Genomic DNA, 26,585 nt, shown 5'->3' with positions numbered 1-26,585 from the left:
CCGCACCATGTCCGACGCTCTCTGGGCCGCCCGCGAAGGCGATGCGCTGCTGCACACCTCGGTGATGGCCGACATCATCGGCGGCGTGCTGGAAGTCGCCGCCAACGTCGCCATCGGCGCTCTGGCCACCGCTACGGTGGCCGCGGCACTGGGCCTGACAGTGGTCACCGGCGGCCTGGGCTGCTTCGTGCTGGGCGCGGTGGTGGGCTTGGTGGTCGGCGTGGTCATGGCCAAGACCGGCGCGGACACCGGGCTCAGTCGATTATGCGAGGGCATCGGCAACGCCCTGTTCCCGCCGACCGTGCAAGCCACCATCGCCAGCGGCTCGCCCAACACCAAGACCAACGGCAAGCGCGCCGCGCGCGCGGCCGGCGTGGTCACCGCGCCCTCGGCACCGGCCAGTGGCGAGGGCGGTGGCGCGCAGGCCGAGGAACAGGAAGAGACCTTCCTCGACATGGCCAAGGGCTTTTTCTCGCAGATGTGGCGGCCGACCGTCGCCAGCCCCGCGCCCAACACCCAGGAAGCCCCCGACGACAAGGTGCTGTGCACCAAGCACCCGCCGATGCCGCCGCAGTACCTTGCCGAAGGTTCGAGCAAGGTATTGATCAACGGCCACCCGGCCTGCCGCAGCGGCGATCGCAGCACCTGCGAGGCGGTGATCGTCGATGGCGGACTGGTATCGGACAACGTGCGCATCGGCGGCGGGCCGATCGTGGTGCGTGAAATACGCAGCGGCAAGACGCCGGGGATCGGCCTGGCGATTACGGCGTTGATGATGTTGCGGGGGCGGGGGGGGAAGTTTTATAGCAAGTTTGGGTGCATGCTCGTCGGAGGCGTGGTCAGTTTTGCCAGCAGCCAGGTGACCGCCGCCCTGACTTCGGCCATCGTCGGCTCGCCAAACCCTGTCCACGCGCCTACTGGTGCGAAGATTCTGAGCGACGAACACGACCTCGACTTCACCCTCCAGGCCATGATCCCACTGGACTGGCAACGCTACTACAACAGTCGCGATGAACGCCGCGAGGGTCTGTTCGGTGCCGGTTGGAGCGTCCCCTATGAAGTGTCTGTAAGGGTCGAGCACGACCGTCTGCTGTATACAGACGAGCAAGCTCGTGTCATCGACATGGGAATGATCGCCCTCGGCGACGCCGTCTTCAGCGCTGGCGAAGGCATCAGCGTGCGACGCGCCCTTGATGGCGAGCTGCTGATCGAAGACATCAGCAGCGGCCTCTATCGTTTGTTCGAACCCAGTCCACAGGACGCCAACCACCTGCGTCTGGCGAAACTGGGAGATCGCAACGACAACCGCATCCACCTGGACTATGACGATCTCGGGCGCCTGATGTGGCTGCGCGACACCTTTGACCGCGTGCGGATCAAGCTGCACTACAGCGGCGCTTGGCCACGTCGAGTCAACCATATCGAACGGGTGTTCGTCGATGACGATGCTGAAACGCTCGCCAGCTATCGCTACGACGCCGCTGGCGATCTGGCCGAGGTCCACGATGCACTGGGGCAATTGCAGCGTCGATTCATGTATGACGAAGGTCGGCGCATGGTCGGGCATCAAACAGCCAATGGCCTGCTTTGCCATTACCAGTGGCAGAAACTGGACGACTGGCGGGTGATCCGGCACTGGACCAACGCCGGCGACGAGTATCACTTCGAATACGATGTCGAGGCTGGCATCACCTGCATCACCGACCCGCTGCTACGCACCAGTGTGCGGCGCTGGAACGCGCAGTTCCAGATCATCGAGTCGAGCAACGCGCTGGGCCAGACCTGGCGCTTCCACTGGAACGATGAACGTCAGCTGCTTGCCGCCACCGATCCTGAAGGCGGTGAGTGGCGCTTCAGCTACGACGAATCCGGCAACCTGTGCGAAACCATCGATCCGTTGGGACGCAGTGAATCGACCCAGTGGCTCGAGCATTGGGCGTTGCCTCGCAGTGAAACCAATGCCGCCGGGGCAACCTGGACCTATCGCTACGACCAGCACGGCAACTGTATTCGCGAAACCGACCCCTTGGGCGAGGTGACGCGCTACCGCCATGACGAACATGGCCTACCGCTGGAAACCATCGACGCCACGGGCAAGCGCCAACGTCAGCGCTGGAACGAACAAGGTCTGCTGATCGAGCAGGTGGACTGCTCAGGCTACGCCACACGGTTGCGCTACGACCGGCGCGGCCATTTGCAGAGTCTGACCAACGCCCTCGGCCAGACCAGCCACTTCCAACACGATGCCTTGGGACATCGGATACGCCAGGAGCTGGCGGATGGGCGCATTGTCCAGTACCGGTACACCGCCTCGGGCCTGCTCGAATGCTTCATCGATCCGCTCGGCAACACCGAGCATTTTCGCTATGACCTGAATGGCCAGATCATCGAGCAGCAGGACAACCTTGGCCGTCCGACACTGTTTACCTATGACCGTTGCACACGGCTGGTGGCACTGACCAACAGCAACGGTGAGTCCTATCGTTTCACTTGGGATGAGGCGAACCGCCTAGCCGTGCATGAAAATCTGGATGGCAGTCGCAAGGCCTATCAGTACGATGGACTCGGCCAGATCATCGCCATGGACTTCATTCCGGCGCCGGGCGCCGGAGAGGCGCCGATCCATCACCGCCTTCGACGTGACGCCGCCGGCAGGCTGGTTGCGTTGCTTACCGAGGACGACAGCACTACCTACAGTCTCGATCCGATGGACCGGTTGATGGAGGTGATCAGCGAGGATCGTCAGGGGAATGTGCAACGCGTCGCGTTCGAGCATGATGCCTGCGGACGCCGCACTGCCGAAAGCAACAGTGCCGGAAGGCTGGAGCACACCTACGACGCACTGGACAATCGCTTGCAGACGCGGCTGCCCGATGGCCGCCAACTGAACCGCCTGGTGTATGGCTCGGGACACCTCCATCAGATCAACATCGACGGGCTGGTGATCTGCGATTTCGAGCGCGATCGCCTGCACCGTGAGGTCTCGCGAACCCAGGGACGGCTGCTGACCCGTAACCAATACGACCTCAGTGGCCGACCGAGCGCCCGTCTGCGCTGGGACACCGACCACAACGAACACCTGCCCGCGCCCTGGCAGCAGCGCTTCGACTTCGATGATCGCGACAATCTGGTGCGCTACCTGCGCCAGCAACCCGATCATCAGCATCAGCTGCTGATGCATTACGACGCAACGGATCGCCTGCTCGCCAACCAGGGACCGTTGCCAGGCCAAAACGAACAATACCTCTATGACGCTGCGGCAAACCGTGTGCCCGGTGCTGGGCAAGTCGCCCGCCATGACCAGTTGCTCCAACTGGAAGATCGCCACTACCGCTATGACGGTTTCGGGCGCCTTTCGGAAAAACGTAGCACGCTGTATGGCGAACAGCATATGAGCTACGACCAGCATCATCGCCTTGTTCAAGTGCGCTCTATACGCGGCGGACGCGAGCGCATCGTCAAGCTGCACTACGACCCTCTCGGACGCCGCATCGGCAAGATCGACCACGACGATCAGGGCAATCTGCTGGGCAGCACCGACTTTGGCTGGGACGGTCTCAAGCTGCTGCAAGAACGCTGCAACGGCCACCTCACCCTATATGTCTATGAGCCGGGCTATAGAGTCCTGGCACGTGTCGACGGTCAAGGCGCGCATCAACGCACGTTCCATTACCACAACGCCCTCAACGGTCTGCCCGAGCAACTGACCGACAGTGACGGTACGTTGGCCTGGGAGGGCGAATGCTCCGCCTGGGGCATGACCTTACGCGAGTGGCGGGCTGACGACTTCATCGAACAGCAGAACCTGCGCTTTCAAGGTCAGTACCTGGACCGTGAGACAGGCCTGCACTACAACCTGTTCCGCTACTATGACCCACAGAGCGGCCGCTTCACTCAGCCCGACCCTATTGGCCTGGAAGGCGGCATCAACCTATACCGCTATGCGCCGAACCCTGTCGGCGGGATAGATCCGCACGGGTTGGACTGGAGCTATTTCCTTTCCGACGAGAAAGGCAACCCGTATTACAACGGGCGAGCCTCGGACAACGATACGCTCGAAGGCGTGGTACGCCGACATATGGAGACCAAGGGCGCAGACGGCCCACGCCTCAAGGAAGGTGACCGCATCAACCGCGTGACACCGATTGGTACCGACTACGACACGATCCGCGGCATTGAGGATTCGGGGATCCGCGAGCGAGAAGTGCTCGGCAGGAAGAACCCGAACGTGCGAGGCAACAAGATCTATGGCATCTCCGACGCCAAGGCGAAAAAAGACCCTGGCCTCGAGCGGATAGCGCTCGCCAACGACTTCCTGAAGGCACGCGGTGTCAGCAAAGTCACGCAACTGCCCGTGCTCGACAGCCGTGGCGCCCTGCCCCCCAAGGCCAACAAAAGCTCCTGCGGGAAATGAACATGACTGCAACTCCGGAACAACTTTGCAAGATCCTCAAGGCCCAGCATCCCAGCGAGCCACCAAGCTCGGCGCTGGTAGCCACAGGCCTGGCGACCGAGACCCGCAGGATGAGCCATGACCAGGTGCTTACCTGGCTGTTCAAGGAGCGAGAGACCGTGGTGAAGAAAGAGGTGGTCGCCAACTTTCTCACCGGTGTCGAGCGCAACCAGGCCTACCTGCGCGCGGCTCTGTCGGCCTATGCTTGCGCGACACACCTGCCGCAACACGCTTTCACGGCGCAGGACCAACCGAACTGTCAGGTCTGCAGTTTCTTCAAGGAGCGCGAAGTCAACTTCATTGCCCTCAACAGGGTGCGTTTTCTGATCGGCGCAGCGCTTTTCGGCAGCCCCTCCCACATCGCGTTCCAGTTGCAGGAACATAGCGCCGGGCCGAAAGAACGGCCGGGTAACCTGGACCTAATGGTGTCGATTCTGGACCTGATCCGTAACGTGCCTGCCGTGACCAAACCCAAGGACCTGCTCAAACTGCTGCGTAAACTACCCGGTATCAAGATGAGCGAAGAAGAAGGCCGGGGTTTCCTCGACCTGCTTGGACACTGCGGGATACTGCAGACCCCGGAGCACCCTGGCCTGCTGTACCGCTACACCAACCTCGGCCTGGCGCCACGCAGCGCGCGATCGTCGGACTGGAGCTACCCGATGGACTTCTGGCGCGGTGAGCATGGCCTCAACCAGGACGCCCTGCGCTATTGGTTCAGCGACTATCCCGAGTTGCTCAAGGCGTAGGCCATTGGCAGGCAGATCACAGCAACAGCCACGACCATTGCGGTACTGCACAATCAGACTCGCCAAAAGCAAAGGATGCTATCGATCATGACCTCGCAAAAAATCGTGCTTTCCGGCCAGGATCACGGTCTGGGCCAGATCGGCGGCGGTGCCCGCCTCAAGGATGCTTCGCTGTGGCCAAGAAGCCCGGACACCGGTGAGCCGATGACCCCGTTGCTGACATTGAGCGAACTCTTCCTGCCCGTCACCTTCATTCCACCCGGCATGGCAATCACGGTGTTCATCACCACGCGTCAGCATGACGGTGCCTTCAGTCGATCCACCCAGCGCCATTACACCGTCAACCAGCAGAGTGAGCTCGACGAAAAACGCGCCAATGGATTTGCCCGGGTCATCCTGCATGAGCTGGCCGACCAGTCGATCGCGCCGCCAACCGCAGCCCTCCTGCTGGAACGTGCCTACATCCAGTTCGAACCGTTCAGCGATGAAGAGGAAAAGCAGGAACTGGAGGACGAGGACAGCGGCATCGACCTGAGCAAGCCCGTCGGGCGGCCTTGCTGGCTACAGGATCCGATCTACGAGCCCCAGCGCTTCCTGTTCCTGATGCAACTGCTCGACAGTGATGTGGCCAGCGCCAGCCCGCAGCACGTGGGATTGTTCTCGGACGGTATCGGCTACCTGTATATCGACAGGCAGGCACGGCGCGGCAAGCAAGGCGATGAAGCCGGCTTCTTCTTCATCCAGTTCACCTGATCGGATAGCGCGACCTTGGCTCCCATCGAAACTGGCCGTAGTTAACGCTCCAGGCAATTCCGCGTCGAGTAACAGTCTTTTACCGAAACCCCAGGTTTTCCCTGCGCAGCCTTTGCCTATCCTAGGCTGGGTCATCCCGCCTGCGATGGACCCATGAAAGACTCGCTCCCCAGCCGCTATGCCTGCCTGTTCCTGTGTCTGGTCTTTACGATTGCCAGTGCCCCTTTCCTGCTTGCGCACACCTGGCTCTGGCCCTTTACCGTCATCAGCGCCCTGCTCAGCCTGGTCGGCCTCAACGACCTGCGCCAACGCCACCACGCCGTGCGCCGCAACTATCCGATCCTGGGCAATATCCGCTACCTGATCGAGACCATTCGCCCGGAGATCCGCCAGTACCTGATCGAGGGCGACGACGACAAGCTGCCGTTCTCCCGCGCCCAGCGTTCGCTGGTCTACGCCAGGGCCAAGAACGAGAGTGCCGAGAAAGCCTTCGGCACGCTCAACGATGCCTACAAACCGGGCTTCGAGTTCATCAGCCACTCGATGCTGCCGGTGCCGATGCCCGACCCTGCGTCTTTCCGCATTCGCATCGGCGGCCCGCAGTGCCGCCAACCGTACTCGGCGTCGATCTTCAACATCTCGGCCATGAGCTTCGGCGCCCTCAGCGCCAACGCCATCGCTGCGCTGAACAAGGGCGCGCGCCTGGGCCGCTTCGCCCATGACACCGGTGAGGGCAGCATCAGCCCCTACCACCGCGAACACGGCGGCGACCTGATCTGGGAAATCGGCAGCGGCTATTTCGGCTGCCGTACCGAAGACGGCCAGTTCGACCCCGAGCGCTTCGCCGAGCAGGCCCGCGCCGCCCAGGTGAAGATGATCGAGATCAAGCTCAGCCAGGGCGCCAAGCCGGGCCATGGCGGGATCCTGCCGGGGCACAAGGTCAGCGCCGAGATCGCTGCTACCCGAGGCGTGCGCGAGGGCGAGGACTGCATCTCGCCGGCCGCCCACAGTGCCTTCTCCACACCGCGGGAGCTGCTGCAGTTCGTCGCCCGGCTGCGCGAGCTGTCCGGCGGCAAGCCGGTGGGCTTCAAGTTCTGCCTGGGCCACCCGTGGGAGTTCATGGGCATCGCCAAGGCCATGCTGGCCACCGGCATCACCCCGGACTTCATCGTCGTCGACGGCAAGGAAGGCGGCACTGGCGCGGCGCCCCGGGAGTTCTCCGACAACATGGGCGTGCCGCTGCGCGAGGGCCTGATGTTCGTGCACAACACCTTGGTGGGGCTGAACCTGCGCGAGCGCATCCGCATCGGCGCGGCGGGCAAGCTGGTCAGCGCCTTTGACATCGCCAGCGTGCTGGCCATCGGCGCGGACTGGGTCAACTCCGCCCGGGGCTTCATGTTCGCCATCGGCTGCATCCAGTCGCAAAGCTGCCACACCAACAAGTGCCCGACCGGGGTGGCGACCCAGGACCCGCTGCGCCAGCGCGCGCTGGTGGTGCCGGAGAAGGCCGAGCGGGTCGCCAGCTTTCACCGCAATACCCTGCACGCCCTGGCCGAGATGCTTGCCGCCGCCGGCCTGGACCATCCTTCTGAACTCAAGCCCAAGCACCTGGCGCGGCGTATCAGCGCCAGCGAGATCGGCCTGTTCTCGCAACTGCACACCTTCCTCAAGCCAGGCGAGCTGCTCAGCGGTGCGATCGACAGCGAGTTCTATGCACGGATGTGGCGGATGGCGCGCAGTGACAGCTTTGCGCCGGAGACGGGGGAGATCGAGGTGGCGCCGGTGACGGCCAGCGTGCTGCGGAAAGAAACAGCCCCGGCATAGGCCGGGGCTGCGGGTGATGCAGGATCAGGATCAGAAGATGCTGATCGGGTACTCGACGAATACGCGGACTTCGTTGCCGTCGTCGTTGTAACCGTTCTGCTGGACAGCATTGTTGGTCCGCAGGAAGGAGCTGCGCAGTTTAACGGACAGGTCCTTGGCCGGGCCTTCCTGAACCACGTAACGGATCTGGTTGAAGATCTCGCGCTCTTTACCTTCACCGAAGCCTTGTGGGGCGCCGACTTTACGGGTGTTGATGTTGTCACCCACGACATAGGCAAACTTGTAGGTCAGCCCCGGAACGCCGAAGGCGCCAAAGTCCAGGCCATAGCCCAGCTGCCAGGAGCGCTCGTCTTCTGCGTTGAAGTCGGACCAGTAGGAGTTGGCCAGGTAGATGGTCGAGCCACCGTCACCCACGCCACCATCGTTCTGGTACCAGCCGTAGTTGTAGCCGGTGCTGCCGGTGCTGCGCTGGTGCGCCAGGGTGAACGAGTGCGGGCCGTAGGCGTAGGTGACGGCCAGGCTCCAGATGGTGTTGGAGTCGCCGTTGAGCTTGGCGGCACGCACGTACTTGTTGTCGATGTCCGACTTGTAGCCGTTGAAGTCCAGGGTCAGGGACTGGTCGCTGGCAATCGGGAAGACGTAGTTCAGGCCCAGGTAGTGCTTCTTCATCACGTCTTCGTTGTCTGCGGTGTACAGCGACGCGGTGAAGTTGTCGGTGAACTTGTAGCTGCCGCCGAGCACGTTGATCGACTTCAGGCCGCCGCCATCACGACGCTCGGCACTCTTGCGCGCTTCCTGGGTGAAGCGGCCGGCGTTGATTTCCAGGCCCTTGATCTCCTTGGAAGTGATCATGGTGCCGGTGAAGCTTTCTGGCAGCAGACGGCCGTCGTCGTACTGCAGAACCGGCAGGGCCGGCATCTGGTCACCGTATTTGAGTACGGTGTTCGAAACACGGAACTTCACCGCAGCGCCACCACGGGCCAGGTTGTGCGGAGCGTTGGTCTTCTCACCATCGAAAGTGGGATCGGAACGCTTGAAGAAGTCGACACCGCCACCCTGGTTACGGCCCTTGCCGCCATCCAGGCGCAGGGCGTACAGACCAAAGGCATCGACACCAACACCGACGGTGCCCTGGGTGAAGCCGGAGGAGAAGTTGGCGATGACACCCTGGCCCCACTGGGACTGGTCGTTGGTGTGATGCTTCTTGTCACGGTTGATGAAGGCGTTGCGCAGAAGGACGTTGGCGTGGCTGTCCTCGATGAAGCCCTTGCTCTCGGCCTGGTCATTGGCCTGTGCCTGGGTCGCGGCGATCATCGCCAGGGCGACCAGGCTGATCCTGGTTTTCAACATGTTATTTTCCTTATTTCGTATTCAAAAACGCTCTGCATCAGAACGCCAGGAACCAACGCCCCTTCGTAGGTTCGACGCTATGCGGATCCAAGCCGAAGGCCCGCCAATGGTCTGCAACGGGCCTTGCAGCCGCATGGCCAGAGAATGGCCAGCAGGCGTAGAGCCCGAATCCTAGCCCTGCCTGCTTATACATGTCAAAAAAACGTGAAATGCAGGTTGATATAACCAAAAACAAGGTCAGCGCTGGTGCATTTCCATGCATATCTGCCGTGGGTCAGCGCAAATTTGTCTCTTTTGTGGAAAACGCTCGAAATCCATAAAACCGTCATACGGCCATGTTCCCGCAGGCCTTCCGAAAGCCTGTTGGAAAGTGCCCTGCCCTTCCGGCTGCGCTGTCACGCGCAGAGCAGCGTTGCACGCACCGCCGCTCCCACAAGCCATTCCGGAAATGCATCCCTATGAATGCCAAGATAATTCCAAATCAATCCAAATGAATAGCAACATCTTGAAACATTTGTAAAGACAACCATTTACAAATGTCGATGCAACAGCAAATAGCAAGCATTACCATTCGCGCCCAATTTCTCACTCCTTCCCTTGGACGCCTTCGATGCCTGCCCCCTGCCGCCTTTCACCCTTGACCCTGGGCCTGTCGCTGCTGTTCAGCGCCGGCCTGGCCAGTGCTGCCACCACGACCCTGCCGGAAACCTCGGTGACCGCCGACAGCACCCGCGAAGAGGACAACCCGCGAGTCAAGGACGTGACCACCGCGACCCGCACCTCGACCCCCGCGCGCTACGTGCCACAGGCCATCGATTCGGTGAAGACCCGCAACGTGCTGGACTACGGCAGCAGCAACCTGGGCAAGGCGCTGGAAGGCATCCCCAACGTCAGCAGCGGCGCCGACACCCGCTTCGACAGCCTGCGTATCCGCGGCTTCGACGCCAGCAACGACTTCTACCTGGACGGTGTGCGCGACGACAGCCAGTACACCCGCGACCTGCACAACATCGAGCGGGTCGAGGTGCTCAAGGGGCCGGCGGCAGTGCTTTATGGCCGTGGCAGCCAAGGCGGCATCGTCAACCGGGTGAGCAAGGCGCCGGAGCACGGCCGCCGCTCGACCATCGAGGCACAAGGTGGCAGCCAGGACCTGCGCAGCCTGTACGCCGACCTCAGCGCCGACCCCAGCGACACCCTCAGCCTGCGCCTGAACCTGGGCAACGAGGACAAGAACAGCTTCCGCGACGGCATCGACGGCAACCACCGCCAGCTGTTCGCGCCGTCGATGAGCTGGCAGATCACCCCCGAGCTGAACTGGCTGGTGCAGTACGAGTACAGCCGCTATGACCGTACCCCCGACCGTGGCATCCCCGGCAACCCGCTCACTGGACGCCCGGCCGACGTCAGCCGCAAGACCACCTACGGCGACACCCAGCGCGACTACATCAACGACCGCGCCGAGTCGCTGCGCTCGCGTCTGAACTACGAGCTGAACGATCAGTGGCAACTGCGCCACACCTTCAGCCTGTTCACCCTGGAGAGCGACTTCGACAACACCTACCTGACCGCCTACCGCCCCGTTGCCGGTCTGGTGGACCGCCAGCGCTGGCAGCAGGACCTGAGCACCCGCAATCTCTACAACACCATCGAACTCGAAGGTCATGTAGAAACCTTCGGTCTGGAGCACACGCTGCTGGTGGGCCTGGAAATGGGCGAACAGCGCCGCAACTCGCTGCTGAGCCAAGGCGTAGGCGTTCCCTCGGTACCGCTGCAGGGGGCCACGGCCAGCCAGCAGCACAACGGCACGATGCGGGTGTCCAGCAACAACCACACCGACGTCGAGAGCCGAGGGATCTACCTGCAAGACCAGATCCGCCTCAACGACCAGTGGCAGCTGCTGGCCGGCGTGCGCTTCGACCAGTTCGAGGTGGACACCACCAACAAACTGCGCAACATCTCGGAAAAGCAGAAGGACAACAGTTTCAGTCCGCGTATCGGCGTGGTGTACACCCCCTGGCAGGACCACTCCTTCTATGCCTCCTGGAGCAAGACCTACTCTCCGGTCGGTGGCGGCCTGATCGGCATCACCCCTGGCGCGGCCGGCAACGCCAACCAGACCGACCCGGAACAGACCCGGCAGAAGGAAATCGGGGTCAAGAGCGAATGGTTCGACGAGCGCCTGAGCACCACCCTGGCGATCTACGAACTGGAACTGTACAACCGCCGTACCCGCGACCCGATCAACCCGGAACTGATCCAGCTCAGCGGCCTGCAGCGTTCACGCGGCATCGAGCTGACCGCCACCGGCAACGTGGTGGGCAACTGGTACGTGCGCGGCGGCATCGGCCTGCAGGACGCGACCATCGTCAAGGACAACAACGGCCAGCAGGGCAACCGCATCAACGACGTGGCCAAGCGTAACGCCAGCCTGTTCGTGACCTGGAAGCCGGAGCTGGGCTGGTACGCCGAAACCGGCCTGACCCTGGTCGGCGACCGCTACGCCGACAACCAGAACACCGTGATCCTGCCGGGCTACGGCCGTTGGGACGCGCTGGCGGGCTATCGCACCCACGACTGGGATGTACGCGCGGCGTTGAGCAACATCACCGACAAGACCTACTACAGTTCGGCCACCAGCGCGGCGCAGATCCAGGTGGGCGATCCGCGCAGCCTGGTGGTGACCGGGACCTACAGCTTCTGAGTTGTGACAGGTGCGAGCGTCAAGGACAGGCCGCCCAAACGAAAACGCCACCGCAATTGCGGTGGCGTTTTTTTCTGCGGCGGGATCCTTCCCGGTCAATGCCAGACAGCCAGCAGAGCTTCGAGCTCTTCCTCGCTGATCAGGCCTTGGGGGTATCGCCCATCCAGCAGGCGTCGTGGGTCGGTCGTCCTGACCCGATCGTCTCCATGACGTTTCAACCACTGAGCCAGGATTCTGAGCGATTGGTGACTGGCCGCCGTTGAGGGCAAAGCCGACTCACTTGCTGCGTTCATTTCCTCACGTACTCCCTGGGCCGAGTGAGCGGCTAAGTTACTTCAGATGCATTACAGAATGGCGTAGGCCCATTCGTCTGAAGTACGAGGAAAAATCAATACAATTGCTGTGCCATGCCGCCCGACCGACTATCGCGAGCATAAAAAAACCCGCCTTTCGACGGGTTTTTCACTCATTGGCCGATCAACGTTTTACCGGTGCCGGTTGCTGCTGGGTCAGGCAGTGGATGTTGCCACCGCCTAACAGCAGCTCACGCCCCGGGATCATCACCACTTCGTGATCCGGGAAGACCTTGGCCAGGATCGCTCTGGCTTGCGCATCAGCAGGGTCGTCGAAGCTCGGCGCGATGATGCCGCCATTGACGATCAGGAAGTTCACATAGGACCCGGCCAGGCGTACCGAAGGGTCACGCTCTTGGCTGCCCACCACATGATCGACGCCATCGCATTCGGCCTGGGTGGCGTAAAGCGGCCCCGGAATCGGCATCTTGTGCACCACGAACTCGCGCCCTTTGGCGTCGCGGGTGTTTTTCAGCACCTCGTAGGCGGCGTGGCAGCGCGCGTAGTTGGGGTCATTGGAATCATCGGTCCAGGCCAGTAACACTTCGCCTGGGCTGACGTAACAGCAGAAGTTGTCGACGTGGCCATCGGTCTCGTCGTTGTACAGGCCGTCCGGCAGCCAGACGATGGTCTCGACCGCCAGGTGCTCGCGCAGGATCTCCTCGATCTGCGCACGGTTCAGGTGCGGGTTGCGGTTGCGGTTGAGCAGGCATTCTTCGGTGGTGATCAGGGTGCCTTCGCCATCGACGTGGATCGAACCGCCTTCGAGCACGAAGCCTTCGGTGTGGTAGCGCTGCACGCGCTCCATCTCCATGACCTTGGCGGCCAGCTCCTCGTCGCGGTTCCAGGGCGCGTACAAGCCGCCGTCGAAGCCGCCCCAGGCGTTGAAGCCCCAGTCCACGCCGCGTACCTCGCCGTGGTCGTTGATGACGAAGGTCGGGCCGGTGTCACGCACCCAGGCGTCGTCATTGCTGATCTCGACCACGCGGATGTTGGGCAGGTCGAGCTGGCGACGGGCGTTCTCGTACTGGCCGGCGGACACCGCCACGGTGACCGGCTCGAAGCGGGCGATGGCCTTGGCCAGGGTCACGTGCGCGGCCTGCGCCGGCTTGCCGCCCAAGCGCCAGTTGTCCGGACGCTCCGGCCAGACCATCCATACCTGGGTCTGCGGGGCCCACTCGGCGGGCATGTGGAAACCGTCGGCGCGGGGGGTCGAGTTGAGGGTCTTCATGGGTAACCTCTGCGAAGGCCCGGGGCCAGTGGCGCCAGGTCGGTGATCGAAAAAGATGCAGGCCCGCCAGTATAGGCAGCGTAATGATCCGCCGATATTACAATCGATAAATATCGACTTTAAATAGCTAATCACAAAATATTTAGGCATAAAAAAGCATGGCGAACCGATAACAATCGACTTGCCAGGCCTGCATGCCGTGATTCAGAGCCCTTCGCCGAGGACCCGCTCCACGCTGTCGACGAAGTAGTCCACGCTGGCCCGCGTGGTGCACATCGGTGGCTTGATCTTGAGGATATTCAGGTAGTCGCCGGTCGGCTGCATGAAGATCCCCAGGTCACGCAGGCGATCGCACAGGATCATGGTCTCCTCGGTCGCTGGTTCCAGCGTCTGGCGATCGCGCACCAACTCCAGCCCCAGGTAGAACCCGGAACCATGGGCGGCGCCGGCAAGCGGATATTTATCGACCAATGCCTGCAGGCGTGCCTTGAAGTAACGGCCCACGTCACGGGCGTTGTCCCACAATCCTTCGTCACGCATTACGTCCAGCACCGCCATGCCGATGCGGCAACTGACCGGGCTGCCCCCGGCCGAGGAGAAGAAGTAGCCCTCGGCCTCCAGCGCCTCGGCGATCTCACGCCGGGTGATCACCGCGCCCAGCGGCTGGCCGTTGCCCATGCCCTTGGCCATGGTGATGATATCAGGCACCACACCCTGCTCCTCGAAGCCCCAGAAGTACTCGCCCAGACGCCCGTAACCGACCTGCACCTCGTCGGCGATGCACACCCCGCCGCGCTGGCGCACCTTGGCGTAGGCCTCGCGCAGGTAGCCCGGCGGCAACGAAATGCCCCCGGCGTTTCCGTACACCGGTTCGCAGATCATCCCGGCCAGCTGGCGACCACGAGCGTCGAAGTCGGCCAGCTTGGCATCGACATCGCGCAGGTAGTCGGCGGCGCTGTCGGCGCCCCGGTAGCGCCCGCGGAAGGTATTCGGCGCCTCCACCGGATGCACCCAGTCCGGCCGGGTCTCCAGGGCCTGGGGGTTGTCGGCGATGGAGGTGGAGATCGCGTCAGTAGCCACCGACCAGCCGTGGTAGGCCTCCAGCACGCTGAGCAGGTCGCGCCCACCGCTGTAGGCCCAGGCCAGACGGATCGCCAGGTCATTGGCCTCGGTGCCGCTGTTGACCAGGAACACCCGGTCGAAGCCTTCCGGGGCCACTTCCAGCAGGCGTTCGGAGAATTCGGCGATGGCTGCGTAGTGAAAACGCGAGTTGGTGTTGACCAGCGACCACTGGCGCGCCGACTCGGCGGCCATGCGCGGATGGCCATGACCGAGCACCGCGACGTTGTTGAGCATGTCCAGATAGGACCGGCCCTGCATGTCGATCAGGTAGTTGCGCCAACCGCGCTCTATGTGCGGAGGCTGGGCGTAGTAATGCTTCTGCGAGCGGGCGAAGCTGGCATCGCGACGGGCCAGCAGGGCCTGCGCGTCGGCCAGCGGCTCGGCATCGCAGTCGAAGCCGAGCAGGGTGCGCGGTGACGGGCACAGGGCCAGCCAGGCGGCAGCGTGGGACGGCGTGGCGAAGAACGGTGGACGGATATCGGTATCCAGGCACAGTTGCACGCGGAGGAAACCACAGGTCGCGCCGATAGCCTGCCCCTTGAACAACGCCTGGCCATCGGTCGGCGCCTCTTCCAGACCATCGAGCCACAGGTTCCAGTGCGCGGTGCGCAAGCAGCCACGACCATCGCCGATGCATTGCCATACCCCAGCTTCGGGCGCTTGCAACGCGGTGCCGCGCGACAGGTTCAGCTCTACGCCCAGGGCGCAGGTGGCCGGTTCTTCAGGTCGGTCGATGTGGGTTTGCGACAGGCGGTACTGCCCATGCAGGCTACACGCCGGCCCCGGCTGGATAGCGAGCAGACGCTGGTCAAAGCCCGGCTGCTCCCAGTTGCCTGCCTCGCAGTGAGGGCTGAGCACGCCCAGGTCGACGCGGATCACCGACTGGCCGTTGAGTGCCGGCAGCAACACGGCACAATCACCAAGGTCGATGCTGGCCGGCTTTCGCCCGGCCGCCTGGAGAATTGCCGCCTCCATCAAAGCGACGGGCACGGTGCAGGCGGTATCGAAGATCTCCCATTCATGGGCGATGTTGTTGCGGGTGTACTGGTTGTCCGGATCAATGGCCAGTTGCTGTTCGCTGCTGAGCACCAGCACGGCGGCGCGGTTCAGCACTAGCGGCCAGAGGGCACGCAACTCGGCATCCTGCAGGGGATTCACGGCATGGTAGGCGCTGACCGCCGGCAAGATCCGCAGCGGATCGCCCTCGGCGTGATGCAGCAAGGCCGCGCAGGTCACCGACAGATCGGCGATACGCCAGGTACGCACCAGGTCACCAAAGTCGATAACACCTTGTACCTGCCACTGCCGCTCGGCATCCCGGGCCCAGACCACGTTGTCGTCGGTGATGTCCAGGTGCACGGCCTGGATCGGCAGCAGGTCGACCAACGGATGCAGACGTGCGGCTGCCGCCTGGGCGACCTGCTCCACCTGCGCCCGGCGCTGGGCATCCTGCAATACGGGCGACAAATGCTGGATCAGTACCTGGGCGTGGCTCGGATCCCACTGCAAGGTGCGCTTGAGGCCCGGATGGTCGAAGTCGGCCAGGCCCTTGTCGACACGGGCGCAAAGCGCGCCGAGCTCGACCATCACCCGCGCCGGCAGGTGGCCCAGGCGGGTCAGCGGCTGACCGTCAATGAAATCGAGCAGACGGGCCCGCAGCGGCTGGCCGTCGAACTCGAGGTCCAGCAAGTGCTCGCCGGAGTTCGCTGCACGTACTCCCGGCACCGGCACGCCTTGCCCGCGCAGGAACTCCAGTGCTGCATGCTGAGCCTGCAGTTCGGCTACCGCGTAGCTGCCATGGCAGACCTTGAGCACGAAGCGGCCCTGGTCGCTGTCCACGCGAAAATTGAGGTCCTGCTGGCTGCCCAGCACCTGCAACGTGCCCTGCAAGTCGTAGTGCGTTCTCAGCAGGGCATGGGCGTGGGCCTCGTCAAGTGAGGGACTGGGCTGGCTCGAACGCTGGATCAGGGTGCTCAGGGGCATGAACGGGGAACCTCGTTTTTTTGTCGCTAATATCGCCACCACCGCTGCCGATAAGCAAGTGGCGGCCTTGCACAGACGACAGGCCGCCCTGCAACAAGACTTGCAACGGACGACGCCAGCCAACAAGCTAGGCATCTGGCACCACGCTTTCCGCACAGGCATCTGCACATGCGCATTCTCGTCACCGGCGGCGCCGGCTTCATCGGCTCGGCCCTGATCCGCCACCTGATTGACCATACCGAGCATGAAGTGCTCAATCTCGACAAGTTGACCTACGCGGGCAACCTGCAGTCCCTGCAGCGGATCGCCGACAACCCCCGCTATGAATTTGTCCAGGCTGATATCGCCGACCAGGTCAGTGTCAGCGCCATGCTTGCCAGGTTCCAGCCACACGCCATCATGCACCTGGCCGCAGAGTCGCACGTCGACCGCTCCATCGATGGCCCGGCGGACTTCATTCACACCAATATCGTCGGCACCTACAGCCTGCTGGAGGCCGCTCGCGGTTACTGGAGCTCGCTGGAAAAGCCTGCCCGCGACACGTTCCGCTTCCACCACGTTTCCACCGACGAAGTGTTCGGCGACCTGCACGGCCCCGACGGACTGTTCGATGAAAACACCCCGTACGCCCCCAGCTCTCCCTACTCGGCCAGCAAGGCGGCAGCCGATCATCTGGTCCGCGCCTGGCAACGTACCTACGGCCTGCCGACAGTGATCAGCAACTGCTCCAACAATTACGGCCCGTATCACTTCCCAGAAAAGCTGATCCCGTTGATGATCCTCAACGCCCTGGCCGGCAAGCCGCTTGCGGTGTACGGCGATGGCCAGCAAGTCCGCGACTGGCTGTACGTCGAGGATCACGTCCGAGCCCTGCTCCGGATCGTAACCGCTGGAGAGGTCGGCCAGACCTACACCATCGGCGGCCACAACGAGCAGCGGAACATCGACGTGGTGCACGCCGTGTGCACGCTGCTGGAAGAGCTGGCCCCTGCGCACCCCGCCGGGGTGACCCGCTACACCGACCTGATCACCCACGTCCAGGACCGCCCGGGGCATGACCTGCGCTACGCTATCGATGCCGGCAGGATCGAGCGTGAGCTCGGTTGGGTACCGCAGGAAACCTTCGCCTCGGGCTTGCGCAAGACCGTGCAGTGGTACCTGAACAATCTCGAGTGGTGCCGCCAGGTCCAGGACGGCAGCTATCAAGGACAGCGCCTGGGCAATTCGGACTTCAAGGACCTGATCGCATGACTAAAGGAATCGTCCTGGCCGGCGGCACGGGTACCCGCCTGCACCCCATCACCCTCGGTGTCTCCAAGCAGTTGCTGCCGATCTACGACAAACCGATGATCTACTACCCGATATCGGTGCTGATGCTCGCCGGCATCCGCGACATCCTGCTGATCTCCACGCCACAAGACCTGCCGCAGTACCGCCAGTTGTTCGGTGACGGCAGCCCGTTCGGCATTCACATAAGCTATGCCGAACAGCCGTCCCCCGACGGGCTGGCACAGGCGTTCCTGATCGGAGAGTCGTTCATCGGTGACGATGCTGTCTGCCTGATTCTTGGCGACAATATCTTCCACGGCCAGAGCTTCAGCGAACAGTTGCAGCGTGCAGTGAAGCAAACCTCGGGCGCCACCGTGTTCGGCTACTGGGTCAAGGACCCGGAGCGATTTGGCGTGATCGAGTTCGACGCCGATGGCCGGGCGTTGTCGATCGAGGAGAAGCCCCGGCAACCCAAGTCCAGCTTTGCCGTGACCGGCCTGTACTTCTACGACAATGATGTGGTGAACATCGCCAAGAGCATCCGCCCGTCAGCCCGCGGCGAACTGGAGATCACCGACATCAACAACGCCTACCTGGCACGCGGCGACCTGCGCGTAGAACGCTTCGGCCGTGGCTTCGCCTGGCTCGACACCGGCACCCACGACAGCCTGCTGGAAGCCTCGCAGTACGTGCAGACCCTCGAACATCGCCAGGGGCTGAAGGTGGCCTGCCTGGAAGAGATCGCCTTCCAGAACGGTTGGATCAGCCGTGAGCAACTATTGGCCAAGGCCTGCGAACTGCAAAAGACCGGCTACGGCCAATACCTGCGCCAACTGGCCGAAGAACAGCCATGAATGTCATCGCTACCGCACTCCCGGAGGTCCTGATCATCGAACCCAAGGTGTTCGGGGACAGCCGAGGGTTCTTCTACGAAAGCTACAACGCCCGCGACTTCACCCTGCGCACCGGTATTGACACGCCGTTCGTCCAGGACAACCACTCTCGCTCCCGGCACGGCGTGCTACGTGGGCTGCACTACCAGTTGCAGAATGCCCAGGGCAAGCTGGTCCGAGTGTTGCAGGGCGAGATACTCGACGTGGCGGTGGACATCCGTCGCAGCTCGCCAACCCTGGGCCAGTGGGTGGCGGTGCGGCTGTCCGCCAACAACCACCGCCAGCTGTGGCTGCCACCCGGTTTCGCCCATGGTTTCCGGGTGTTGAGCGAATCGGCCGAGGTGCTCTACAAGACCACCGACTACTACAACCCCGACGCCGAGCACAGCATCCGCTGGGACGACCCGCAGTTGGCCATCGACTGGCAGCTGAACGGCCTGCAACCGTTGCTGTCGGCCAAAGACCAGGCCGCCATGTCATTTGCCGATGCGCAGCTGTTCCCATGAAGATCCTCGTCTGCGGCCGCCACGGCCAGGTTGCACTGGCACTCAAGGAAGCATTGCACGGCCTGGGCGATGTACAGCGGCTCGGTCGTGACGGGTTCGACATGGCCCAACCGGAGCAACTGCGCGCCTCGCTGCGTCAGATGGCGCCCGACCTGATCATCAATGCCGCCGCCTACACGGCAGTCGACCAGGCCGAAAGCGAAACACAGCAGGCCCACGCCATCAACGCCGAAGCGCCCCGGGTACTGGCCGAAGAAGCCGCACGGCTCGGCGCACCGCTGATCCACTACTCCACCGACTATGTCTTCGACGGCAGCAAGCCAACCTCCTACAACGAGGATGACGCCCCCAATCCACTGGGCGTCTATGGCCGAAGCAAGCTGGCGGGCGAACAGGCCATCACCGCAGTCGCCGGTGAACATCTGATCCTGCGCACCAGCTGGGTCTATTCGCTGCATGGACGCAACTTCCTGCTGACCATGCAGCGCCTGCTTCAGGAACGTCCACAGCTGAAAGTCGTCAACGACCAGATCGGCGCCCCAACCTGGGCGGGCACCCTCGCCGCCAGTACCCGCGCGCTGATCGAGCGCTGGCGCAACGGTCAGGCCGGTGCCTGGGGCACCTACCACCTGACCGCCCAGGGCGAGACCTCCTGGTTCGGCTTTGCCCAGGCCATCGGCGCACAGCTCAAGGCGCGCGGACTGCCCTGCGCCGAGCTGCTGCCGATCCCCTCCAGCGAGTACCCGACGCCCGCGCAACGGCCGCTCAACTCGCGCCTGGACTGTTCGCGCCTTGCCCGTGAATGGCAGGTCGTCCAGCCGCACTGGCACGATGCACTCATCGACTGCCTCAAGTAGCGCATAATTGCGCCAGACCTTTCTGGCGCAATCAACCGCGATGATCCCAAGACCCACGCCTCCCCGCCGCCCCCGCTGGCGCAGCCTGGCCCTGCTGGCGCTGTGCCTGGCCCCGCTGCTGTGGCCGCTGCACCACCTGGCCGAGCGCTACTACCAGGATGAGCTGGCCTCACAGAACCGCCAGACCCTAGACCTCTACGTCGCCAACCTGCTGGGCACCCTGCACCGCTACGAAACCCTGCCGCAGATCCTCGGCGACCTGCCGGCGCTGCGCGGCGTGCTGGCCGACCCGCTGCGCCTCGAGGCGGTGACCAACGCCAACCGGTTGCTCAAGGGCATCACCCAGCAGACCGGTGCCGAGGTGATGTACCTGATGGATGTCAGCGGCAATACTCTGGCCGCGTCCAACTGGGACAAGCAGGACAGCTTCGTCGGCCGCAACTTCTCGTTCCGCCCGTACTTCATCGAGGCGATGGAGGGGCAGCTGGGGCGGTTCTTCGGCCAGGGCACCACTTCGGCCAAGCGCGGCTACTTCTTCGCCGCCGCCGTCCATGATCGCGACAAGGTAATCGGCGTGCTGGTGGTCAAGGTCGACCTCGACCACACCGAAACCCTCTGGGGCCGCACCCCGGAACAATTGCTGCTGACCGACCAGAACGGCGTGGTCGTGCTCACTTCGCGCCCGGACTGGCGCTTCCGCGCCACCCGCGAGCTGACCGCGGCCGAGCGCCAGGCCATCGTCGCCATCCAGCCCTACCCGACCCAGGCCCCGCAGCCGTTGAGCCTCAACCGCGACGCCTGGTTGATCCAGACCCGCGACATCAAGGAAACCGGCTGGCAAGTGAACATCCTCGCCCCGCGCCTGCTGGTCGATCGCTCGGTGCAGACGGTCATGGCCATCGGCGGCGGTGCGCTGCTGGTGACCATGCTCCTGGCTGGCCTGGTCATGCAGCGCCGACGCCACTACATCGACCGCATCGACTTCGAGGCCCTTGCCCGGCAGGAACTGGAAAAGCGCGTGATCGAGCGCACCGCCGACCTCGAAGGCCTCAATACCCGGCTCAAGAGCGCGGTACTGGAGCGCGAGAGCGCCCAGCAGGAGCTGGTGCGCGCTCAGGATGAACTGGTCCAGGCCGGCAAACTGTCGGTACTGGGCACCATGTCGGCAAGCATCAGCCATGAACTCAATCAGCCGCTGGCGGCGATTCGCTCCTATGCCGAGAACGCCGAGATTCTCCTCGACCATCAACGCACCGAGGACGTGCACGGCAATCTCAAGCTGATTGGCGAACTGACCGGGCGCATGGCCTCGATCATCGCCCACCTGCGCGCCTTCGCCCGCCGCGACCAGCACGCCCCGGAGAGCGTTGCCCTGCAACCGGCCCTGGATGATGCCCTGGCGCTGCTGGCCAAGCGTCGCCGGGCCATGGCCGTGGAACTGGTGCGCGACCTGCCCGAGGCCACGCTGTGGGTACAGGCCGGCGAGACCCGCCTGCGCCAAGTGCTGGGCAACCTGCTGGCCAACGCCCTCGATGCCCTGACCGAAAAAGCCAACCCGCGCAGGCTGTGGCTGAGTGCCGAGCGCCAAGACGGCTGCGTCTACCTGTACATTCGCGACAATGGCCCAGGCTTCAGCCGCCAGGCGCTGGAGCACGCCAAGGAGCCGTTCTTCACCACCAAGACCCGCACCCAGGGCCTCGGCTTGGGGCTGGCCATCTGCGAAAGCCTGATGCACGCGCTCGGCGGCGAGCTACTGCTGGGCAACCACCCGGAAGGCGGCGCCCTGCTGACCCTGAAACTGCGCGTGGCCAAGCCCGGCGCCAACCTGCAATCTTCGGAGGATACCTCGGCATGAGCACCGAGACACCGATCGACAGCCGTGCCCAGGTGATCCTGGTCGATGATGACCCGCACCTGCGCCAAGCCCTGAGCCAGACCCTGGACCTGGCCGGGCTCAAGGTGGTGGCCTTGGCCGACGCCCAGGGCTTGGCCGAACGCCTGGAGGAGGACTGGCCGGGCGTGGTGGTCAGCGATATCCGCATGCCCGGCATCGATGGCCTGCAACTGCTGGAGCAACTGCACGCCCGTGACAGCGAACTGCCGGTGCTGCTGATTACCGGCCACGGCGATGTGCCACTGGCAGTGCAGGCCATGCGCGCCGGGGCATATGACTTCCTGGAGAAACCCTTCGCCAGCGACGCCCTGCTCGACAGCGTGCGCCGCGCCCTGGCCCTGCGCCGCCTGGTGCTGGACAATCGTAGCCTGCGCCTGGCCCTGAGCGATCGCCAGCAGTTGGCCACGCGCTTGGTCGGGCAATCCCCCGGCATGCAGCGCCTGCGTGAGCAGATCGGCGCCCTGGCCGGCACTCGCGCCGACGTGCTGATCCTTGGCGAGACCGGCGCCGGCAAGGAAGTGGTGGCGCGTGCCCTGCACGACCTGTCGAGCCGACGCGACGGCCCGTTCGTGGCGATCAATGCCGGCGCCCTGGCCGAGTCGGTGGTCGAGAGCGAGCTGTTCGGCCATGAGCCGGGCGCTTTCACCGGTGCGCAGAAGCGCCGCATCGGCAAGTTCGAATTCGCCAATGGCGGCACGCTGTTCCTCGACGAAATCGAAAGCATGAGCCTGGATGTTCAGGTCAAGCTGCTGCGCCTGCTGCAGGAGCGGGTGGTCGAGCGCCTGGGCGGCAACCAGCTGATCCCGCTGGATATCCGTATCATCGCCGCCACCAAGGAAGACCTGCGCCAAGCCGCCGACCAAGGGCGTTTCCGTGCAGACCTGTACTACCGCCTGAACGTCGCACCGCTGCGTATCCCCGCGCTGCGTGAGCGCGGCGACGACATCTTGGTGCTGTTCCAGCACTTCGCCGACGCCGCCAGCGAACGCCATGGCCTGCCGCCCCACAACTTGCAACCGGCGCAGCGTGCCCTGCTGCTGCGCCACGACTGGCCGGGCAATGTACGCGAGCTACAGAATGCCGCCGAACGCTTCGCCCTTGGCCTGGAGCTGGCCCTTGATGGCCAGGCGCCTGCGGCGGCCAACGATATCCATGTCCCGGTGCCGGCCGGTAACCTCAGCGAGCAGGTCGAGCAGTTCGAGCGCTCGCTGATCGCCGCCGAGCTGATGCAGCCGCACAGCTCCATGCGCAGCCTCGCCGAGGCCCTCGGCATCCCACGCAAGACCCTGCACGACAAGCTGCGCAAGCACAGCTTGAGCTTTGGCGGGCACGACGAACAGGAGGACAATCGTCAATGAGCAACGACAGCCAGTACCTGCAGTCCGTACTGCACGGCGACATCCCGCTGACCCGCGAAATGGGCATGGAGGTCATCGATTGGCAGGCACACACCTTGCGCCTGAAGCTGCCGTTGGCACCCAACGTCAACCACAAGAGCACCATGTTCGGCGGCAGCCTGTATTGCGGCGCGGTGCTGGTGGGCTGGGGCTGGCTGCACCTGCGTCTGCGCGAGTTGGAGATCGATGACGGGCATATCGTCATCCAGGAAGGGCAGATCAGCTACCCGCTGCCAGTCACCGGGGCCGCCGTGGCACGTTGCCCGGCGCCGGACGAGAAGACCTGGGAGCGGTTTCTGACGATGTATCAACGTCGTGGACGGGCACGACTGACGCTGGAGACGGTGGTGAGCAACGAGGGTAGTGACGAGCCTGCGGTGACGTTCAGCGGGCAGTACGTGCTGCATCGCTGAAAGCTGGGGGTGCTTCGCCCCCCTTTCGTCGCGGTTCGTCGCCACGACAAGCCGGCTCCTACAAAGATAACGGTGACTCCTGTGGGAGCCGGCTTGTCGTGGCGACGAACCGCGGCGATGGGGCGCGTAGCGGCCCCGACGAGCTCAAGCCTTGATTGCACTCGCCAGTTCGACGAGCGCCTGACGCCATTCAGCCGCGCGGGGCAACGCCAGGAAGAACGGATTGAGCAGCGACTCACGCGGTGGGTAGCGGAACGGCAACCCGTCCAGCCCGATCACTTCGCCCCCGGCTCCCTCCAGCACGCCCTGGGCAGCCGCAGTATCCCACTGCGAGGTCGGCGCCAGCCGCGGATAACAGTCGGCACTGCCTTCGGCCAGCAGGCAGAACTTCAGCGAGCTGCCGATGTTGGCCAGTTCCAGCTCCCCCACCGCACTCCCAAGCCCCGCCAGCAGCGCTTCCTGCTCCGGACTCGAATGCCGACGGCTGGCGACAACGGTAAACCGCTCCTGTGCCGGTGGGGCATTACGCACCTGGATCGTTTGAGCCTCTTCGTTACGCTCGGCCCTCCAGGCACCGAACTCGCACCCACCGAAGTAACAGCGGCCATTGGTTGGCATCGCCACCACACCAAACACCACCTCGCCGTTTTCGATCAGCGCGATGTTGACGGTGAACTCCTCGCTACCGGCGATGAACTCCTTGGTGCCATCCAAAGGATCGACCAGCCACCAGCGCTGCCAGCCTGCGCGGGTTGCCAGCGGGATGTCGCAGTCCTCTTCGGAGAGCACCGGAATCTGCGGCGCCAACGCCTGCAAGCCATCGGCGATAACCCGATGGGCCGCCAGGTCGGCAGCGGTCACCGGTGAATCGTCGGCCTTGTTGCTTACCGCCACGTCAGCGCGCCAGAACGGCAAGGTCGCCTCGCCGGCCAACAAGGCGAGCTGGGCTACGTCCTGCATCAGTTGCCGATCATTCATACGCTCAGCACCCCACGCTGGATCAGCAGGTCACGGGCCAGGTACAGCGCCGCCAGCGCCCGGCCTTCGCTGAACTGCGGGTGCATGGCCAGGGCCGAGAGCTCGCGCAGGTTGACCTTGTCGACGCGCATCGGCTCGGGCTCGTCGCCCTCCAGGCGCTCTTCGTACAGATCGGTGGCCAGGACCACCTGGATCTTCTGGCTCATGTAACCGGGCGACAACGACAGCTCTGTCAGGTGTTCCAGCTGACGCGCGCCGAAACCGGCCTCTTCCTTGAGCTCCCGGTCGGCGGCGGCGAGCACGTCCTCGCCCGGCTCGATCAGGCCCTTGGGCAACGACAGCTCGTATTCGTCGGTACCGCCGCAATATTCCTCGACCAGCACGGCATGCTCGGCGTCGAGCATGGCCACGATCATCACTGCGCCATAGCCATTGCCACGGCCGACCAGTCGCTCATAGGTGCGCTCCGTACCATTGGAGAAGCGCAACTGCACGGCTTCGACGCGGAACAGACGGCTGCTGGCGACGATCTCGCGACTGAGGACGGTGGGTTTCTGGCGCATGGGGCGGCTCCTTGGCGTGAACGGGTTACTATACCGTGGCTTGCCGACTGATCGAGAATTTCCCATGCCCGTTCTTCCCTGGTCCGCCATCGATACCGTCCTGCTGGACATGGACGGCACCCTGCTCGACCTGCATTACGACAACCGCTTCTGGCTGGAGCACTTGCCCCAGCGCTACGCCGAGCTGCATGGCGTGAGCCGGGCCATGGCCGAGCTCGAGCTGCGCCCGCTGTTCGAACAGCACGCTGGCACGCTCAACTGGTACTGCCTGGATTTCTGGAGCCGTGAACTGCGCCTGCCAATCCGCGAGCTCAAGCTGGAGATCGCCGACCTGATCGCCTTGAAGCCGGATGCCGATACCTTCCTCGCCGCCATTCACAAGGCCGGCAAGCGGGTGGTGATGATCACCAACGCGCACCGTGACTCGCTGTCGTTGAAGCTGGAGCGGGTTGAACTGGCGCCTTACTTCGAACGGCTGATCAGCTCGCACGACTATGGCTATCCGAAGGAGAGCCCGCAGTTCTGGGATGCGTTGCAGGCAGACATCGGCTTCGAGCCGGCACGCAGCCTGTTCATCGATGACACCCTGGCGATTCTGCGCAGTGCCCGGCAATTTGGCGTGGAGCACCTGCTGGCTGTGCGCCAGCCGGATAGTCGGGCCGAGCCGCGGGATACCCAGGAGTTCGCGGCAGTAGAGGATTATCGGGCGTTGCTGGCAGGCTTGTAACTGCGCATTCGCCCCGTAGGAGCGGCTTCAGCCGCGATCACCCGCGACGCGGGTGCCTGGCACCGCGGGCTAAAGCCGCTCCTACAAGCGCCTCCTCAGTCAGGAATACGCAGCACTTGCCCCGGATAGATCTTGTCCGGATGTTTGAGCATCGGCTTGTTCGCCTCGAAGATCTTCTGGTACTTGTTGGCATCCCCATAGACACGCTTGGAGATGGCACTCAAGGTGTCCCCCTTCTCGACCTCGATGAACCGGGCCGCCTGGGCCACCGGCCCGGTAACGGTGATCTGGTCATCCACCGAGGCCACGCCAGCGATATTGCCGGCCGCCAGGATGATCTTCTCTTTCTCTTCCTGGCTGTTTACCTCGCCCTTGAGGATGACCTTGTCACCCTCTACAGTGGCCGAGATGTTCGGGTTGCCCAAACCAACGTTCTTGACGTGGTCTTTGAGTGCAGCCTCTGCTTTGTCAGGCGTCAGCAGGTCGAGCAACTTCTCGCCGGCTTCCTTCACGAAACTGAACAGGCTCATGTGGCGCTCCTTTGATGGTGAATCCATGGAAGCAGGAGT

At 63.7% G+C, this 26,585-nt stretch carries 19 protein-coding genes; 13 read left to right on the top strand and 6 right to left on the bottom strand.

The features are described from left to right. The first annotated feature begins 7 nt into the window (after window positions 1-7). The 4 genes from ACQ4OD_RS08550 to ACQ4OD_RS08535 all read left to right on the top strand — a co-directional run bounded on the left by ACQ4OD_RS08550 (window position 8) and on the right by ACQ4OD_RS08535 (window position 7,779). On the top strand, window positions 8-4,414 hold the full coding sequence (locus ACQ4OD_RS08550; RefSeq protein ID WP_430944163.1) for an RHS repeat-associated core domain-containing protein: 4,407 nt from the start codon (window positions 8-10) through the stop codon (window positions 4,412-4,414). Window positions 4,415-4,416: 2 nt separating this feature from the next. After that, on the top strand, window positions 4,417-5,202 hold the full coding sequence (locus ACQ4OD_RS08545; RefSeq protein WP_102683433.1) for a hypothetical protein: 786 nt from the start codon (window positions 4,417-4,419) through the stop codon (window positions 5,200-5,202). 87 nt (window positions 5,203-5,289) lie between these two features. After that, window positions 5,290-5,955, top strand: coding sequence for a hypothetical protein (locus tag ACQ4OD_RS08540; protein ID WP_198753748.1), 666 nt, complete (start codon window positions 5,290-5,292; stop codon window positions 5,953-5,955). A 153-nt stretch (window positions 5,956-6,108) separates the two neighbouring features. Next, entirely contained in the window at window positions 6,109-7,779 is a 1,671-nt protein-coding gene (locus ACQ4OD_RS08535) for an FMN-binding glutamate synthase family protein (protein ID WP_430944162.1), read from the top strand. Window positions 7,780-7,809: 30 nt separating this feature from the next. Here the strand turns inward: ACQ4OD_RS08535 and ACQ4OD_RS08530 are convergent, their stop codons facing one another. Next, window positions 7,810-9,129 (bottom strand): OprD family porin, encoded by a 1,320-nt coding sequence (locus ACQ4OD_RS08530; protein WP_430944161.1) that lies wholly within the window; start codon window positions 9,127-9,129, stop codon window positions 7,810-7,812. A 610-nt stretch (window positions 9,130-9,739) separates the two neighbouring features. Between ACQ4OD_RS08530 and ACQ4OD_RS08525 the strand changes: the two genes are divergently transcribed. Continuing rightward, the gene (locus tag ACQ4OD_RS08525; RefSeq protein WP_198753746.1) at window positions 9,740-11,830 is read left to right on the top strand and encodes a TonB-dependent receptor; all 2,091 of its coding nucleotides are present in this window, start codon (window positions 9,740-9,742) and stop codon (window positions 11,828-11,830) included. Window positions 11,831-12,307: 477 nt separating this feature from the next. Here the strand turns inward: ACQ4OD_RS08525 and aguA are convergent, their stop codons facing one another. After that, window positions 12,308-13,414 carry an agmatine deiminase gene (aguA, locus tag ACQ4OD_RS08520; protein WP_198753745.1) on the bottom strand — a complete coding sequence of 369 codons (1,107 nt, stop codon included), beginning with the start codon at window positions 13,412-13,414 and terminating at the stop codon, window positions 12,308-12,310. A gap of 204 nt (window positions 13,415-13,618) precedes the next feature. After that, window positions 13,619-16,519 carry an aminotransferase gene (locus tag ACQ4OD_RS08515; protein WP_430944160.1) on the bottom strand — a complete coding sequence of 967 codons (2,901 nt, stop codon included), beginning with the start codon at window positions 16,517-16,519 and terminating at the stop codon, window positions 13,619-13,621. 168 nt (window positions 16,520-16,687) lie between these two features. Between ACQ4OD_RS08515 and rfbB the strand changes: the two genes are divergently transcribed. From rfbB to ACQ4OD_RS08480, 7 genes are read left to right on the top strand one after another with little or no spacing between them, the layout of a single operon-like run. Next, window positions 16,688-17,770 carry a dTDP-glucose 4,6-dehydratase gene (gene rfbB / locus ACQ4OD_RS08510; RefSeq protein WP_139667882.1) on the top strand — a complete coding sequence of 361 codons (1,083 nt, stop codon included), beginning with the start codon at window positions 16,688-16,690 and terminating at the stop codon, window positions 17,768-17,770. Further along, complete coding sequence (gene rfbA / locus ACQ4OD_RS08505) at window positions 17,767-18,642, top strand: glucose-1-phosphate thymidylyltransferase RfbA (RefSeq protein ID WP_139667880.1); 876 nt, start codon at window positions 17,767-17,769, stop codon at window positions 18,640-18,642. Before rfbB ends, rfbA begins: the two co-directional genes overlap by 4 nt. Then, complete coding sequence (rfbC, locus tag ACQ4OD_RS08500) at window positions 18,639-19,187, top strand: dTDP-4-dehydrorhamnose 3,5-epimerase (RefSeq protein WP_139667878.1); 549 nt, start codon at window positions 18,639-18,641, stop codon at window positions 19,185-19,187. Before rfbA ends, rfbC begins: the two co-directional genes overlap by 4 nt. Next, the gene (rfbD, locus tag ACQ4OD_RS08495; protein ID WP_139667876.1) at window positions 19,184-20,044 is read left to right on the top strand and encodes a dTDP-4-dehydrorhamnose reductase; all 861 of its coding nucleotides are present in this window, start codon (window positions 19,184-19,186) and stop codon (window positions 20,042-20,044) included. Before rfbC ends, rfbD begins: the two co-directional genes overlap by 4 nt. 40 nt (window positions 20,045-20,084) lie before the next feature. Then, complete coding sequence (locus ACQ4OD_RS08490; RefSeq protein ID WP_430944181.1) at window positions 20,085-21,899, top strand: sensor histidine kinase; 1,815 nt, start codon at window positions 20,085-20,087, stop codon at window positions 21,897-21,899. After that, a complete protein-coding gene (locus ACQ4OD_RS08485) occupies window positions 21,896-23,296 on the top strand; it encodes a sigma-54-dependent transcriptional regulator (protein WP_198753741.1) in 1,401 nt (466 codons plus the stop codon). Before ACQ4OD_RS08490 ends, ACQ4OD_RS08485 begins: the two co-directional genes overlap by 4 nt. Then, window positions 23,293-23,748 carry a YiiD C-terminal domain-containing protein gene (locus ACQ4OD_RS08480; protein WP_198753740.1) on the top strand — a complete coding sequence of 152 codons (456 nt, stop codon included), beginning with the start codon at window positions 23,293-23,295 and terminating at the stop codon, window positions 23,746-23,748. The genes ACQ4OD_RS08485 and ACQ4OD_RS08480 overlap by 4 nt, the downstream gene beginning before the upstream one ends. A gap of 144 nt (window positions 23,749-23,892) precedes the next feature. Here the strand turns inward: ACQ4OD_RS08480 and cysQ are convergent, their stop codons facing one another. Both cysQ and nudE read right to left on the bottom strand, forming a co-directional pair. Further along, window positions 23,893-24,726 carry a 3'(2'),5'-bisphosphate nucleotidase CysQ gene (gene cysQ, locus ACQ4OD_RS08475; RefSeq protein WP_198753739.1) on the bottom strand — a complete coding sequence of 278 codons (834 nt, stop codon included), beginning with the start codon at window positions 24,724-24,726 and terminating at the stop codon, window positions 23,893-23,895. Then, complete coding sequence (nudE, locus tag ACQ4OD_RS08470) at window positions 24,723-25,289, bottom strand: ADP compounds hydrolase NudE (protein WP_023630347.1); 567 nt, start codon at window positions 25,287-25,289, stop codon at window positions 24,723-24,725. The genes cysQ and nudE overlap by 4 nt, the downstream gene beginning before the upstream one ends. 64 nt (window positions 25,290-25,353) lie before the next feature. On the opposite strand from nudE, the gene yrfG reads away from it, so the two are divergent. After that, window positions 25,354-26,016: a GMP/IMP nucleotidase gene (gene yrfG / locus ACQ4OD_RS08465; RefSeq protein WP_430944159.1), complete on the top strand. Its 663-nt coding sequence runs from the start codon at window positions 25,354-25,356 to the stop codon at window positions 26,014-26,016. 95 nt (window positions 26,017-26,111) lie between these two features. Here the strand turns inward: yrfG and lysM are convergent, their stop codons facing one another. Continuing rightward, entirely contained in the window at window positions 26,112-26,546 is a 435-nt protein-coding gene (lysM, locus tag ACQ4OD_RS08460; protein WP_198753737.1) for a peptidoglycan-binding protein LysM, read from the bottom strand. Between the last annotated feature and the right edge of the window lie 39 nt (window positions 26,547-26,585).

This window comes from Pseudomonas sp. WC1 (assembly GCF_050586565.1).
GTDB lineage: Bacteria > Pseudomonadota > Gammaproteobacteria > Pseudomonadales > Pseudomonadaceae > Aquipseudomonas.
Note: the sequence above shows the minus strand (reverse complement) of the source record. Positions and strands in the feature narration are given on the sequence as shown.